The organism is Phocaeicola dorei (assembly GCF_013009555.1).
GTDB classification, from domain to species: Bacteria; Bacteroidota; Bacteroidia; order Bacteroidales; family Bacteroidaceae; genus Phocaeicola; species Phocaeicola dorei.
This window is the reverse complement of sequence record NZ_CP046176.1, coordinates 3,854,053-3,870,391: the sequence shown is the minus strand read 5'-3', so window position 1 is coordinate 3,870,391 and position 16,339 is coordinate 3,854,053. Positions and strand designations below refer to the sequence as shown.

7 protein-coding genes are annotated in these 16,339 nt (G+C 48.1%); 6 read left to right on the top strand and 1 reads right to left on the bottom strand.

Translation table 11 applies throughout. The features are described from left to right. Positions 1 to 30: 30 nt before the first annotated feature. The gene (locus GKD17_RS16370; protein ID WP_007831803.1) at positions 31 to 3,102 is read left to right on the top strand and encodes a SusC/RagA family TonB-linked outer membrane protein; all 3,072 of its coding nucleotides are present in this window, start codon (positions 31 to 33) and stop codon (positions 3,100 to 3,102) included. A 14-nt stretch (positions 3,103 to 3,116) separates the two neighbouring features. Next, positions 3,117 to 5,051 carry a RagB/SusD family nutrient uptake outer membrane protein gene (locus GKD17_RS16365; protein WP_007839858.1) on the top strand — a complete coding sequence of 645 codons (1,935 nt, stop codon included), beginning with the start codon at positions 3,117 to 3,119 and terminating at the stop codon, positions 5,049 to 5,051. Between the two features lie 626 nt (positions 5,052 to 5,677). Here the strand turns inward: GKD17_RS16365 and GKD17_RS16360 are convergent. Then, complete coding sequence (locus tag GKD17_RS16360; RefSeq protein ID WP_007831807.1) at positions 5,678 to 9,730, bottom strand: hybrid sensor histidine kinase/response regulator transcription factor; 4,053 nt, start codon at positions 9,728 to 9,730, stop codon at positions 5,678 to 5,680. A gap of 237 nt (positions 9,731 to 9,967) precedes the next feature. Here GKD17_RS16360 and GKD17_RS23400 point away from each other — a divergent pair, with 237 nt between their 5' ends. The 4 genes from GKD17_RS23400 to GKD17_RS16345 are packed head-to-tail and all read left to right on the top strand — an operon-like array spanning position 9,968 to position 16,338. Next, the gene (locus GKD17_RS23400) at positions 9,968 to 10,090 is read left to right on the top strand and encodes a hypothetical protein (RefSeq protein WP_007839861.1); all 123 of its coding nucleotides are present in this window, start codon (positions 9,968 to 9,970) and stop codon (positions 10,088 to 10,090) included. 15 nt (positions 10,091 to 10,105) lie between these two features. Then, positions 10,106 to 11,689, top strand: coding sequence for a glycoside hydrolase family 43 protein (locus GKD17_RS16355; protein WP_007831810.1), 1,584 nt, complete (start codon positions 10,106 to 10,108; stop codon positions 11,687 to 11,689). Positions 11,690 to 11,701: 12 nt separating this feature from the next. Beyond that, a complete protein-coding gene (locus GKD17_RS16350) occupies positions 11,702 to 14,296 on the top strand; it encodes a glycosyl hydrolase 115 family protein (RefSeq protein ID WP_007831811.1) in 2,595 nt (864 codons plus the stop codon). Then, complete coding sequence (locus GKD17_RS16345) at positions 14,293 to 16,338, top strand: alpha-glucuronidase (RefSeq protein ID WP_007831812.1); 2,046 nt, start codon at positions 14,293 to 14,295, stop codon at positions 16,336 to 16,338. Before GKD17_RS16350 ends, GKD17_RS16345 begins: the two co-directional genes overlap by 4 nt. Position 16,339: the final 1 nt, after the last annotated feature.

Genomic DNA, 16,339 nt, shown 5'->3' with positions numbered 1-16,339 from the left:
ATTTTTTGTATAACTTAAATTAATGTATTAATGAAAAATGCTATGAATTTTAGGCCGGTGGGGCTGATGCTTCTGTTCTGTCTCATTCCTCTGTGGGCATTTGCACAGAGCGTGATGGTAAAAGGTGTAGTAAAGGACACAAGTGGTGAAGCTATCATCGGAGCCAGTGTCTTGGAAAAAGGCACTACCAACGGTACGATTACCGATTTTGATGGTAACTTTGCATTGAATGTATCGAAAAACGCCGTGTTGGTGGTGAGTTTTGTCGGTTACAAGAACGAGGAAATCCCGGTAGCGGGAAAGAGTTCTTTAAAGATTACATTGAAGGAAGATTCCAAAGCTTTGGAAGAAGTGGTGGTGATTGGTTACGGTAGCGCCCGCAAGAGTGACGTGACCGGATCTATTGCATCGGTAGGCGGAGAGAAGCTGCGTGAGATGCCTGCCACCAATATTACATACGCTTTGCAGAACCGCGTGGCAGGTGTGGATATGGCTCAGACTTCTTCCGCACCGGGCGCTTCCATGCAGATTCGTATTCGTGGTACCCGTTCGTTGAACGCCAGTAACGACCCGTTGGTAGTATTAGACGGAATCCCCTTTATGGGTAATTTGTCCGATATCAATCCCGGAGATATCAAGAGCATGGATATCTTGAAGGATGCATCTTCTACTGCTATCTACGGTTCGCGCGGTGCCAATGGTGTTATCCTGATCACTACACACAAAGGTGCACAGGGTAGTCCCGCCCGGTTTACTTACAATGGGTATGCAGGTATGAAGAAAGTATTCTCCAAATATCCCATGATGAACGGCAGCAAGTTTGCCGAAATGCGTAAACTGGCAGGCAAGTTCGAGAATTCGGTGGACGAGTCGGACGATGTGGATACTGACTGGCAGGACTTGATGTTCCGAGACGGTTATGTAAACAGCCACGATGTCAGCGTGTCCGGTGGTACCAACGGTGGAGGCTACAGCTTTGGCGCGGCTTACTATAAGGATCAGGGTGTCATTCCTACTCAGAACTATACCCGTTACTCTCTGCGTGGTTCTTTCGATCAGGGTGTGGGAAAATATTTCCGCTTCGGACTGGTGAACAATACCAACTATAACGTCACCAAAGGTTCCAATATCGGACTGTATGGTGTGCTTGCCATGTCTCCTATCGCTAACCCCTATAATGCGGACGGCACATTGAAACGTACCGTGAAATACAACAGTCAGGATGAGTCATTTGTATTGACCAGAGGCGTTGTGGAAGAATTGGAAGACAGTTGGCTGAGCAAGACCGAAGGCTTCGGTACGTACAACAACCTGTTTGCCGAAGTGAAATGCCCGTGGGTGGAAGGTTTGAAATACCGTGTCAACCTGGGTTTGAACTATCGTTCTACTAAAGGTGGATCGTTCACCGGCGAAGGCATCAACAGCACTACGGCCGACACTCCGTCTACCGCTTCGCTGAACCACTCGGAAACAACCAACTGGACTGTGGAGAACCTGCTGACTTACGACCGTACTTTCGGAAAACACCAGCTGAACGTTGTCGGTATGTACTCTGCCGAACAGACTGTCTATACACGTTCGGACGTTGCCGGACGGGATATTCCTGCCGAATATTTCCAATTCTACAACATCGGGCGTGCGGAAGGCACCATTACGGTGAACCCCGACAACTGGAACTATCAGAAGAGCGGTCTGATGTCTTGGATGGGCCGTGTGATGTACACTTACGACAATCGCTATATGTTGATGGCGACTGTACGTGCCGACGCTTCTTCACGTTTGGCAAAGGGACACCAATGGCACACTTATCCCGCCGTATCGGCAGGATGGAACATTCGTCAGGAAGAGTTTATGGACGAGGTGGACTGGATAGATATCCTGAAACTGCGTGTAGGTTACGGACAGACCTCCAACCAGGCTGTTGATCCTTACAAGACCTGGGGACGCTTGGCAACCCGTCCTTATAACTTCGGTCCTACCGGCTATGTCACCGGTTACTATGTATCCGAACTGCCTAATGCCGAATTGGGGTGGGAATATTCTTCTACATGGAACTTCGGTCTGGACTTCACCTTGCTGAGAGGACGCCTGTCCGGTACATTTGAGTATTACATTCAGAAAACCACCGACTTGCTGCAAAGCGTAAGCCTTCCTTCCACTTCGGGAGTAAGCAGCTATATGGCTAATGTGGGAAAGACGGAAAACAAAGGTTTTGAATTTACCTTGAACGGAACGATTCTGGACAACCATAACGGATGGACATGGGAGGCAAGCCTCAACCTGTCTGCCAACCGTAACAAACTGACCGAACTGGCTTCGGGCTCCAAAGATGATAAAGCGAACAACTGGTTTGTAGGACATCCCATCGACTGTATCTACGACTATGAAAAAGTAGGCTTATGGAACAGTGATGATCCCGATTTCCAATACTTGGACATTCTGGAGCCAGGTGGCAATGAAGGTATGATCAAAGTGAAATATACCGGTGATCGTGATGCCAGCGGCAAGCCGACTCGCGCCATTGGTCCTGAAGACCGTCAGATTATCAGCTTGGAACCTAAATTCCAAGGAGGTTTCAGCACTCGCGTGGCCTATAAAGGCTTCGACTTGAACGTTATCACCGCCTTCCGTTGCGGAGGCAAGCTGATCAGTACGCTGCACCACAGCAACGGTTACCTGAATATGCTGACCGGTCGTCGCGGACAAGTGGATGTAGACTACTGGACACCGGAGAACAAGGGTGCCAAGTACCCGAAACCGGGTGGTATCCAGAGTGGTGACAATCCGAAATACGGAAGCACATTGGGTTATTTTGACTCTTCTTACTGGAAAGTGCGCAACATCACATTGGGCTACAACTTCGAGAAGCAGGCTTGGCTGACCCGCATGGGCGTACAGAGCCTGCGTGCTTACCTGTCCGTACAGAATCCGTTCATCATCTGTTCTCCTTTCCATAAAGAAACCGGACTGGATCCCGAAACCAACTCTTACGGTAACGAGAATGTAGCTGTGACAGAAGGTATTCAGAAACGATTCCTGACAGTAGGTACTAACTCACCGTCCACCCGTAACTATTTATTCGGTATTAACTTAACATTCTAAATGAAAGCATGACTATGAAACCTATATTTTCAAAAATAAGAGTTTTGGGAACAGCCGCACTGGCTTTGTTCCTGACAGCATCCTGTTCAGACATTCTGGACGAGCAGCCGCGCAGCAGTTATGATCCTACTTTCTTTAAGACAGAAAAGGGGGTGGAAGGCGGTGTGACCTCCATGTATGCACACTTGCGCTATATTTACGGACAAGCTTATTATTATAATTCCTGTCTGACGGGAACCGATGAGGCAACCTGGGGATGGAGTGCCGATGGTAACTTCAAGGATGCCGACCTGTCCGGAGTAGGCAACCTGACTGCCACGACTTGCCGTTCCGACGCCTTGTGGGGAACCGCTTTCTCGAACATCAACACCGCTAACGGAGTGATAGAGAACGGTGCCGAAGTAGGAGTCAATGAATCATTGGTTTCCGAAGCCCGCTTCTTCCGTGCGTTCGATTATTTCCTGTTGGTGCAGACCTTCGGCGGAGTGCCTCTGGACCTAGGTTCCGGCGAACTGAAGTTCAATATCACTCCTTCACGTACCTCCGTGCGCAATACCGTGCCCGAAGTGTACACCAAGGCCATCTTCCCCGACTTGCTGACCGCTATCGAGAACTTGCCCGCTAATCCTCGTGTGACGGGCGGAGTGACCAAGACCGTTGCCCGCCTGTACTTGGCAAAGGCTTATCTGACTTATGCCTGGTGGCTGAAGAATCCGAATAACATTCCTACTTATCCCGAGTGCCAGCGTACGGACCCCGACGGACACGATGCGGCATGGTACTTCCAGCAGGCATACGATGTGGCGGTTACTGCTATCGAGAACCCCGGTCCTTTCGGCTTGCAGGAAAGCTTCTGGATGGTGAATGCCGGACCCAATGACCGTAACATGGAAATCCTGCTCTATGCAGACCATACGCAGGAAGACGAGTATTATAATGGTGGCAGCCTGAGCTACGGTGGCGGTGGTGCTCCCGATAACTTTGCCGGATGGATGATGAACTGGAACTATACCGACGCGCGTTCGGCTGATAATCAGGCTGTCATCAACCGTATTGCCGAGCAGTGTTATGGCCGCCCTTGGACCCGTATGGCTCCTCCGTTGGGTGTGTTTACCAAGACGTTTGCCGACAAGGTGAACGACTCCCGTTACGACGGTACTTTTACTACTGTTTATCGCGGCAACTGGTCTACAGCCGGACAGAACTGGGAATCGGTGACCAATGCCAACGGAATGAAAGTGAAAGAACGTGAACCTATATTCTCTTTCGTATTCCAGGATATGGATAAGATAGACTATGCAGGAGAAGGTTCTAAAAGCAATCTGGGAGCAGGTACGTTGCCCGGTCGTGCCGACTGGGTATTGGGACTGGATGCGGTAGGCCGCTATGTATATCCCGGTCTTTGGAAACTCGGCCCGTATCGTACAGACAACGGCTCCGGAGCAGGACAGCCCAATGCGGGAAGTACCCGTCCGTATAACATCGCCAAGTTCTCCGAACTTTATCTGGTTGCTGCCGAAGCTGCCGTAGAAGGAGCTGCCACACAAGCCGGCAAGTCTGCCCGTGACCTGGTGAACGTGCTTCGTGCCCGTGCCGGTCGCTGGACTTACAGCAATGCCGAGTACAAGGAAGTGGATCGTGATTTCAGTGCTGAAATGACAGCCGCCACTCCGGCAACCATTGACATCAACTATATTCTGGATGAACGCAGCCGCGAGTTCTATGGCGAAGGTTATCGTTGGTTCGACTTGGTTCGTACTCAGAAATGGAACGAATATGCTGACAGTTACGTGATTTGTGGAGGCAAGGGTGATCACAATCCGCAGACTTACAGCCGTACCATCGAAGCGTTCCATTATCTCCGTCCTATCCCACAAGGACAGTTGGATGGCATGGAAATGACAGAGGAGGAAAAAGACGCTTATCAGAATCCGGGATACAGAGATTGATTTTTTGTTTTTTAAGAGTACCCGCCGTTTCTTTCTGTTTCTGATGGAAGAAGCGGCGGTCTTTTTATGGTATGGACTGCTGGGTAGGTTATCATCTTCCCATAGAATATATGTTTTCAGTTTGATGAGTATGTGGCTTCCTTCTGATAAATTTACTGTTTCACTTAGGTGGGTAAGTTTTATCACTTAAGTGATGAGGATTCTTTACTAAGGTGATGCAATTTCATCACCTTAGTGAAACGATAAATTTATCAAGAGGAATTAGGGTATTCATCAGGCTGGTAAAGGATACTTGTACAGCTTGTTGCTGCTTGTAGTTTGCGATTGGTGGATATGGGGTCTGTCTGTTCCTGTCGGATATGTTTTGAAGTAAGGAAAGAGCTTGGGAAATATTTTTCCATCGGCTGAAAGGACTGATAGCAGACTGAAAGGACTACTGTCAGCCTTATGCATTGTGTAATAGTGAGTTATGCCGGCTGAATGGACTGAAGAAAGGTTCGTGAAATAGGTATATGTAAGAGTGTTTTGTAGGAAAAGTGTATTTGTTCATACCATTGTATCCGCAAAGTTTGCATTCGGCGGAAACTGGGTCTGTACTTGGTGGAAAAGAGAACCGGAAATTATTTTCAGTTCTCTTCCTTATTCTTATCCTGTTTCAAATGTTGTTCCATGTATATGCTGGGAGGCATTCCGTACAGATCCTTGAAAGCGGTCGAGAAATTGTTGGGATTGGTGAATCCGGTCAAGTCCGCCACTTCGGCTATGGTGTACCGTTTCTTCGACAACAGTTCTGCCGCTTGTTTCAGTCGGATGTTCCGGATAAAATCCCGTGTGGTCTGGTTGGTCAGTTCTTTCAGTTTACGGTGCAAGTGCACGCGGCTGATGCCTACCTCGGTGGTAATCATCTCCACGGTGAGGTTCGGGTTGCTCAGGTTTTCGTTGATGACCCGCATGATTCGTTCCATCAGTTTGTCATCGGGGGACTGTACTTCTATTGGTTGTACCTTATCTCCTTGGGTCTGTTGTCCGGTATAGGTATTGCGTAGCCGTTCACGACTGCGGATCAGGTTGGCGGCCGTTTTCCTCAATATCTCCATATGGAAAGGTTTGGTCATGTAGGCGTCGGCTCCTGTTTCCAGACCTTCCAGATTGTCTTCCTCCCGTGTCTTGGCGGTGAGCAGTATTACCGGGATGTGGTTCAGGTTCACATTTTGCTTTATTTTGTGGCATAAGGTAAGTCCGTCCATTTCGGGCATCATGACATCACTTATTACCAGGTCCGGGGTTTTATTGAAGATGCTTTCCAGTGCCTCCTTGCCGTTGCAGCTTTCCAGGGTATGGTAATCGCTTGCCAGTTCACGGCAGATATAGCGGCGTATATCTTCATCGTCTTCTACCACCAGTACTTTGTATTTCGTTTTGGTTCGTGTTTTTCCGTTTTCTTCTTCCTCGGTTTCATAAGGAACAGGAAGGACCGGAGCCGGAGTGTGGAAGAGAGGAGCTTTGTCGGCTTCCATTTCTTCTTTGCGCAGATGGGCGCATCCCAGAGGCATACGGATGATAAAGCTGCATCCCGGTTGTCCGTCCGGATTATTTTCTACACGGATGTCTCCGTGATGAAGTTCCACCAGTGAGCGGGTGAGGTGCAGCCCGATACCGGTACCTATGTTTGAGTTGTTTTGGCTATTCCGTATCTGGTAAAAGCGTTCGAATATGTGTTCTGTTTCTTTGGGGGCGATTCCTATTCCGCTGTCGGTCACGGTAATTTCGGCATACTGTTGTAATGGTTTCGGCAGGGTGGAGTCCTTACCGGTGCGTAGCCGTATGTCCACACTGCCTCCTTCGGGGGTGAATTTGAAGGCATTGGACAGGATGTTCAGGATAATTTTGTCGAAGTTCACCGGGTCCACCCACAACTTTAAGTGGTCGGCGCCCTCGTGGTGGAACTGCAAAGTAATTTGTTTTTTGTTCGCTTGTTCTGTAAAGGTTTCACACAAATCATTAATGAATCCGGTCATTTCGGTTTCACGGAAAACGAGTGACATCTGCCCTTTGTCTATCTTGCGTATATCCATCAATTGGTTTACAAGCCGAAGGATTCTTTCGGAATTGCGCCAGATGATGCGGTAGTTCTTTTGCCGTTCGTGGTCTGTATCGTTTGTCATCAGTTTTTGCAAAGGACTGATGATGAGCGACATCGGAGTACGTATCTCGTGGGAGATGTTGATGAAAAACTGTAGCTTGGCTTCGTTTATCTGTTCAGCATGGATATGTTGCATCATTTCCTGCCTTATGCGGTAACGGTGTCTCACTTGCAGGATGATGCCATAGACGGCTGCTACTGCCAATAAGGCATAGATCAGCATGGCCCAGCCCGATGCCCACCATGCCGGTGCGATGTGAATGGTGATTTCATCGGTGTCGGATTCCAGCAGATAATCTTCGGCTTTGATCCGGAAATGATAATCGCCGGGGGGAAGGTCGCTGAATGACACTCGGTTGACTCCTTTGGGAAGCTTGACCCAGGGGGTGTTGTTTATGGTATATAGATACGTGATACGTTCGGAATTATTTAGTTCGCGGGTAGAGAACTCGATGCTGAAAGCGTTGTCGTTATGTGACAAGTGGAAATCCCGGGCCTCAAAGACGGAGGTGTTTATGATTTCTTTTCCGCCCGACAACATTCCTTTCCTTATGGGCTGGTCGTGCAGATAGAAGTCGATGATGCGTACGTTCCATTTTTTTGCGGGATTTGTAATCTCTTGAGGATTGAAATAGGTAATTCCATTTGTACCTCCAAACCAGAGTATGCCGTTGTGGTCGGCAAAAGAGGCGTTTTTGCTGAATTCATTTCCTTGCAGGCCGTCGTCTGCATAGAAATTGCTGAACGTGTGGGTATTCAGATTAAAACGTGACATTCCGGCATTGGTGCTTATCCATAAGTTGTCCTGCCCGTCTCCTTTGATGGCATATACGGCGTTACTGGATAGTCCGTGGGCGGTGGTGTAGGTCTTTAGTTGCCGGGTTTGGGGATTCCATTCCGCCAGTCCGTCGGAACTGCCTATCCAGATGTTGCCTTGGGGGTCTTCATAAAGGGAGTGGATGATGTGTCTGGACAGGATTTCCTCAGTCTTGAAGTCGTCGGTGCTCAGGTCTATACATCTTATTCCGTCATACGTTCCTACATAAAGGTGGTTGTCACCGGCATACAGAAGACAGCTTATCCATTTATATTTTTCGGTGGCAGCATTGAATTTAGGATCATATACAGACTGTCCTGTCTTCAAGTCATAATAGAAAAGTCCGGCTCCCATGGTGGCTATCCAGAGTCGTTTGTCCTGGTCTTCAACCAGATCATACACGCGTTGGATACGGTTTCCATGCTTGTCTGTCAGATTCTGCAGATAGCTGCACTGTCCTGTTTTCTTATCCAGTCTGCCTAGTCCGTTGGTATAGGATCCGAACCACAGATTACGTTCAGAGTCTTCATACAGGCCGAAAACGGTGGAAGGAACCGAAGAAGGGCTGTCATGTGGGGCATAATGGACTCTTTGCTTCAGTTCTGTGGTGATACCGTATATGCCGTCGTTGTCAGTACCTATCCATAATATGCCTTCGTGGTCGCGGCAGAGTGAGGTGATACAGTTGGAGCCGATGATATTCTTGTTTATTGATTTGTAGCCTATGTACTTGAAACTGTTGGGCTGTGCGGGAATCATCATAACCCCTTTCTGGTAAATGGCTATCCATAGGTTTCCTGCATTGTCTTTCAGGACGGAGTGTACTTTGGAGGTACCGGAGTCGAGGTAATTATTATCAAAAGGGTAATCCGTGATGAGCTGTTTGGGGATGTTGAAAATCTTGGCGCCTTTCCCGTCCGTGCCCAGACAAAGCTCGTTCTGGCTTATCTGGCAGATGGATTTGATAGGCAGGTTTTGTTTTCCTTTATAAAGGATAGGAATGAACTCTTCTGCCGGTTGGTTATATTTCAGCAATCCTTTGCCTATGGTTGCCAGGTAGATGTCTCCGTAGTTGTCTTCATAGAGGTCCACAATGGTCATTCCCTTCTCTTGTTTCAGAAAGTGCTTGCTTTTATTGTCCGCAGAGAGGCGGTAGATACCATTCTCACCCTGTGTTACCCAAAGATTGTGTTGTCTGTCCTCTATCATGTAGTCTGTCATTTGGGTGGGGATAGGTAAATCCAGTTTGTGTGCAGTCAGTTTCCCCTGTGTGATGGTTATGGTACACAAGTTGTTTCCCGATACCCATATTTCTCCGTTCCTACACTCCAGAATGGACATGATATTGCTGTCAAAAGTCTTTCCGTCTTCCCATTGCGCCTGTGTGCTGAAGCTGTCGGTGGCGGGATCGTATAACTGTATTCCATTATAGGTTCCTACGAACAATCGTCCCTTGCTGTCTTCATACAGGGCGCGTACGTAGTTGTGGCAGAGAGAGTGCTCGTTTTCCGGATCATGCTTGTAGATGACGAATTTGGCTCCGTCGTAGCGGTTCAGTCCGTCTTCGGTGGCGATCCAGATCATACCGTTCCGGTCCTGATATATCTTGTTGATCAGACTGCTGGACAGTTCCCTGTCTGTTGTGAAGAATTTATATGATTGTCCGTGACATAATAAAGACAGGAACATAAATAGTGTAAGAAGTGTATGTTTCATCATAATATAATATCTCAGATTGATTCAGGCGCACAAAAATAATTCAAAAAAATATATATAGCCTAATAAAAAAGAGGTAATTTCTATACTTCCCGCCATAATAGGGTGAGTTTGTAACATGGGAAAAGGACTATGTAACATAGTTCCGCCCGAAAATAAAGCGGATGTCTTTATCTTTGCTCTTGTTGAGCCGTGAAGAACGGAAAATAAAAACAACCTTGTGAATTTAATACCATGAATATGAAACTTGAATGTGATTTATCCGGTATCCGGAAATGTATGATGAGTGGCTTGTCCCTGTTGCTTGCCGGAGTGTTGCAGGCGCAGAATCCGATTGTGAAACTGGCTATAGTTAAAAAATAGAAAGTAGAAAAAGAAATGAAGAAGATCATCATTATTATTACCTGCTTCATTGGTTTGTCGGGGGCGTTTGCACAACAACGGGGAATGTTCCATAATCCGGTGATTGAGGCGGATGTACCTGACCCTTCCATGATAAGGGTGGGAAACTACTACTATCTGGTAAGCACCACTATGCACCTGATGCCGGGTTGTCCGGTGATGCGTTCAAAAGACTTGGTGCATTGGGAAACGATCAGTTATGTGTTTCAACGGCTTACTGACTTGCCCCGTTATGATTTGAAAGAAGGCACGGTATATGGTCGCGGACAATGGGCTTCCAGCCTCCGCTATCATGACGGACGGTTCTATGTATGGTTCTCACCCAATGATGAACCCCATCGTGGTTATATCTATACCGCCGAAGATCCGGCGGGCGAATGGACATTACTTTCCCGTCCGCCTCATCATCATGATGCTTCTTTGTTTTTTGATGACGACGGCAAAGTTTATCTGTTTTATGGCACCGGGCAACTTCGTCAGCTCAAGAGCGACCTGAGCGATGTGGAACCGGGAGGTATAGACCAAAAGATATTCGAGCGGGACGCCGACGAGCAGGGACTTCTGGAAGGAAGTCAGGCATTCAAGCATAACGGCAGATATTATGTGATGATGATTTCCATGGACTGGAGCATTCCCGGACGGTTGCGTCGTGAGGTGTGCTACCGTGCCGACCAGATAACCGGTCCGTATGAGAAAAAGGTGATTTTAGAAACTGAATTTCAAGGATATGGTGGCGTGGGACAAGGCTGTATAGTCGATACTCCTGACGGAAACTGGTATGGCTTTATTTTTCAGGATAGAGGCGGTATAGGGCGTGTACCCACATTGATGCCCTGCCGCTGGGAAGACGGTTGGCCGATACTGGGTGATGCGGACGGACGTGTGCCCGAATGTATGGAGATGCCTGTTTACGGAGAGGAATGTAAAGGAAGTATCATGGGAAGTGATGGTTTCGACACCGATCAGTTGAGTTTGAACTGGCAGTGGAACCACAATCCGTTGGACGATTGCTGGTCACTGACGGAGCGTCCGGGTTTCCTGCGGTTGAGGACCGGAAAGGTGGTGGACAATCTGTTTCTGGCTCCCAATACCTTGACTCAGCGTATGAGCGGACCGAAGTGCAGCGGTGTGGTAGCTATGGATATCTCGAAGATGAAAGAAGGAGATGTTGCGGGCTTCTGCGCTTTCAATGGGTTGTCCGGGGTACTGGCTGTGGTCATGGAGAACGGGAAAAAGCAGTGGGTGATGTCACATCAGTCTGTCAGTCTTTCGGACCGGGAAAAAAGGGTGACTGCTGTGGAAGTACTGGAGAAGGAACGCATGGATTGTGAGAAAGAGGTGGTCTATCTTCGTATGGAGGGCGATTTTGCAGATAAAAAAGATGAAGCCACTTTTTATTACAGTTATGACAAGAAAACGTGGAAACGAATAGGAGAACCTTGTAAAATGGTTTTTGATTATACCAAATTCTTTATGGGAAGCAAGTTTGCTATTTTTAATTATGCTACTAAAGATTTGGGAGGATATGTGGATATAGATTATTTTGAATACGGTAACTAAAAAGTGAATAGAATGAAACTGAAAAAATGTGTGGGGATATTCTTGTTCTCCACCTTGTGCCTGAATGTAGGAGCTATAGATCATAAAGGGATTACTTTTGACCAGCTGGCTCCCGACCGTTTCACTCTGATGGAAAACGGAGTGGCCAATGAAATATTGGTGGACGAGCAGGAGGATGCTGGTGTGATGATAGCAGTAAGGAATCTTCAGAATGACTTTAAACGGGTAAGTGGCCGGGCTGCCGGGTTATGCTATACTCCCGGCGTAAAGCGCATGATTATGGTAGGTACGTTGAAAAGCCGCTATATCAGAGAATTGGTAAAAGCGAAAAAGATAGATGCTTCGTTGCTGGAGGGCAAGAATGAGAAATACCTGATGACCGTGGTGTCTGCTCCCTTGAACGGAGTGGATGAGGCGCTCGTCATTGTGGGAAGTGACAAACGCGGAACGATTTATGGGATTTATGAGCTTTCGGAGCAGATTGGTGTTTCGCCGTGGTACGACTGGGCGGATGTGCCGGTGATGTTCCGGCAGAATCTTTCGATGACGCGTGGAAGTTATACGGCGGGAGAACCGGCGGTGAAGTATCGGGGTATCTTTTTGAATGACGAGGCTCCTTGCCTGACCGGATGGGTGAAGCACACTTATGGCACGAATTATGGTGATCATCGTTTTTATGCTCGTGTGTTCGAACTGATTTTGCGTCTGCGTGGTAACTTTATGTGGCCTGCCATGTGGGGTTGGAGTTTTTATGCGGATGATCCGGAGAACAGCAAGACCGCTCATGAGATGGGGATTATAATGGGAACCTCACACCATGAACCTATGGCACGCAATCATCAGGAATGGGTGAGAAAGCGCAGCGAATATGGGGCATGGGACTATGCTTCCAACCAGCAAGTGATTGACCGTTTTTTCCGTGAAGGTATGGAGCGTGCCGCCGGTACGGAAGATTTGATTACCATTGGTATGAGAGGTGACGGTGATACTCCGATGGGTGGAAAGGAGGGGGAAGATGACAAATATGTGCCGCGTGATGAGGAAAACATGCGCCTGATGGAGAAGATATTCCGGAACCAGCGTCGTATTATTAAGGAAGTGACGGGAAAAGTGCCGGAGAAACGTCCGCAGGTATGGGCTATTTATAAAGAGGTGCAACGCTTTTATGATATGGGACTCCGTGTGCCTGATGATGTGATTATGTTGCTGAGTGATGACAATTGGGGGGATGTGCGCCGATTGCCGGATGCAAAAGAACGGAAACGTGCCGGTGGCTGGGGGATGTATTACCATGTGGACTATGTGGGGGCCCCCCGTAATTCCAAATGGTTGAATGTAACTCCCGTACAAAATATGTGGGAGCAGCTTCAGTTGACTTACAGTTATGGGGTGGATAAGCTTTGGATATTGAATGTGGGGGATTTGAAGCCGATGGAGTATCCTATCACTCTTTTTATGAATATGGCTTGGAATCCGGAACGCTATGCGGCAGGGGATCTGTTGGAGCATACACGAGTGTTCTGTGCGCAGCAGTTCGGTGAGGAACAGGCGGATGAGGCCATGCGTATTTTGAACCTGTATTGCAAGTACAATGGACGCGTGACTCCCGAGATGCTGGATAAGGATACTTATCACTTGGCTTCGGGGGAATGGAGGCAGGTGGCTGATGAATATGTGAAGCTGGAGGCGGAAGCCTTGCGGCAGTATTTGAAACTGGATACCGCTTACAGAGATGCCTACCGACAACTGATTCTTTTTCCTGTGCAGGCGATGGCCAATCTGTATGAAATGTATTATGCACAAGCCATGAATCACAAATTATACAAGGAGAATAATCCGCAGGCGAATGAGTGGGCCGACAAAGTGGAGCAGGCATTCCGGCGTGATGCGGAATTGTGCAGGGAATACAACGAAGAAATGTCGGGAGGCAAGTGGAATGGGATGATGACGCAGAAACATATAGGCTATACTTCGTGGAATGATGATTTCCCGGCCGACCGTTTACCGGAAGTCTACCGGATAGAACAACCGGAAGGGGCTGTAGGAGGATATTTGTTTACCGGTGACAAAGGGGTGGTTTCTATGGAGGCGGAGCATTACTTTACATCATCCGTTGCACCGAAGACCGCCTGGACAGTCATACCGCACATGGGACGTACGCTGAGCGGAGTGGCTTTGATGCCTTATACACAGTCTGCGGAGGGGGCTTCGCTCTCTTATAAAATGAAAATACCGCAAAAAGTAGATACAGTAAATGTGTATGTCATTGTGAAATCCACACTGCCCTTCCTCAGACGGGAAGGTCATCGCTACACGGTAGGTTTTGAAGGAGCGGAGGAGCAGACTGTCTGTTTCAATGCGGAGTTGAACGAACATCCGGATAATGTATATCGTGTACTGTATCCCACAGTGGCCCGTCGGGTAGTGAAGACCCGGGTGAAGTTGAGCCTGCCCGACTGTGCGGACGGAACCTATACATTGGTTCTAAAACCGGTGGAGCCTGCCATCGTATTTGAAAAGATAGTGGTGGATTATGGCGGTTATGAGGATAGTTATCTGTTTATGAACGAATCTCCTTGCCGGAGAAATAAGCTGAATGAACAATGAAAAATATGAGATTGACAGTTTGTATAGGAATAATGTGCGGATGGTTGGCAGCAGGAATGTTGCATGCAGGTACACGGCCGGACCATGTTCGCCCGGTGGAAGAAGATGGTAGCCACTTGTGGCTACCGGTGATACGTCCGGTGGAAGGCGCGGAGGTGGAAATTACTTATAAAGGAAAAGTGTCACCCACCATAGCCATTGCCATTGCTGAATTGAAAAACGCTTGGAAGGGAGATCCTGTACTTTTAGAGAAAAAGAAAACAGGGCGTGGGGATGGGTTTGCCATCACTTCTTCAGAACATCAGGTTCGTATTCTTTCATCCACCGAAACTGGATTGCTTTATGGCGTTTATAGTCTGCTGCGTATGCAGGCGGCGGGGCAGCTCACTGTACCTCTGTCGGTTACTGAACAGCCTGCGTATGACTTGCGTATTCTGAACCATTGGGATAATCCGGATGGTACGGTGGAGCGTGGTTACGCTGGTCGTTCTTTGTGGAATTGGGAGGAACTTCCCGGAACTTTGTCGCCACGTTATGAGGCATACGCCCGTGCCAATGCTTCTGTGGGTATTAATGGAACGGTACTAAATAATGTCAATGCCTCACCTCAAGTGCTGACAACTGGTAGTTTGGAGAAAGTGAAAGCATTGGCTGATGTCTTCCGGCCTTATGGCATAAAGGTCTATTTATCGGTTAATTTTGCATCTCCTATCCGGTTGGGCAAGTTGGATACGGCAGATCCGTTGGACAAGGAAGTCATTGGATGGTGGAAACAAAAAGTAAAAGAGATCTATGCGATGATCCCCGACTTTGGCGGTTTTTTGGTGAAGGCCAATTCGGAGGGGCAACCGGGACCATGTGATTTTGGACGTACTCATGCCGAGGGAGCGAATATGCTGGCGGATGCGTTGAAACCCTACGGAGGAATCGTGATGTGGAGGGCGTTTGTTTATAGTCCTACCGACAGTGACCGTGCCAAGCAGGCTTATTTGGAGTTTATGCCTTTGGATGGACAGTTTCGCGAGAATGTAATTGTACAGATAAAGAACGGACCGATTGATTTCCAGCCTCGTGAACCTTATAGTCCTTTGTTCACGGCTATGAAGCAGACTCCCATGATGGTGGAGTTTCAAATTACTCAGGAGTATTTAGGCTTTTCCAATCATCTGGCCTATTTGGCTCCTTTATGGGAGGAGTTCTTTGGCGAGGTACGTCCGGACAGGTTAAAAGCTGCGGCGGGTGTGGCAAACATCGGTACGGATGCGAATTGGTGCGGACACCATTTTGCGCAGGCCAACTGGTATGCTTTCGGGCGTTTGGCATGGAATCCGTTGTTGACTTCAGACAGGATTGCCGATGAGTGGTTGCAGCAGACATTTACTTCCCAGTCGGCATTTGTCTGCCCGGTCAAGGCGATGATGTTGCAGAGCCGGGAGGCGGTGGTAGACTATATGATGCCATTAGGACTGCATCATCAGTTTGCATGGGGCCACCACTATGGTCCCGAACCGTGGTGCAGTGTACCCGGTGCCCGTCCGGATTGGCTACCCTCTTATTATCATAGGGCGGACAAAGAGGGAATCGGTTTCGACCGTAGCAGCAAAGGGAGTAATGCCGTTTCTCAGTATCCTGATTCACTTCGTCTGATTTACAATGACAAGACAACTTGCCCTGAAGTTTATTTGCTTTGGTTCCATCATGTGCCCTGGCAGTATCGGATGAAAAGCGGACGTACGCTTTGGGGGGAGTTGTGCCGTGCATACGATAGAGGTGTACGACAGGTACGTGGTTTTCAGGAAATATGGGACAGTGTGGAACCTTTTGTAGATGCACGCCGGTTCAGGGAAGTGCAGTCGAAATTGAAAATCCAGATGCGTGACGCCGTGTGGTGGAAAGATGCCTGTCTGCTTTATTTCCAGACTTTCTCAGGGATGCCTATTCCGGCTGGCATAGAACGTCCGGTACACGAGTTGGAGGACATGAAACGCTTCCGGTTGGAAATCTCGAACTATGAATGTCCTGAGAGTGGGTTTAATAAATAAA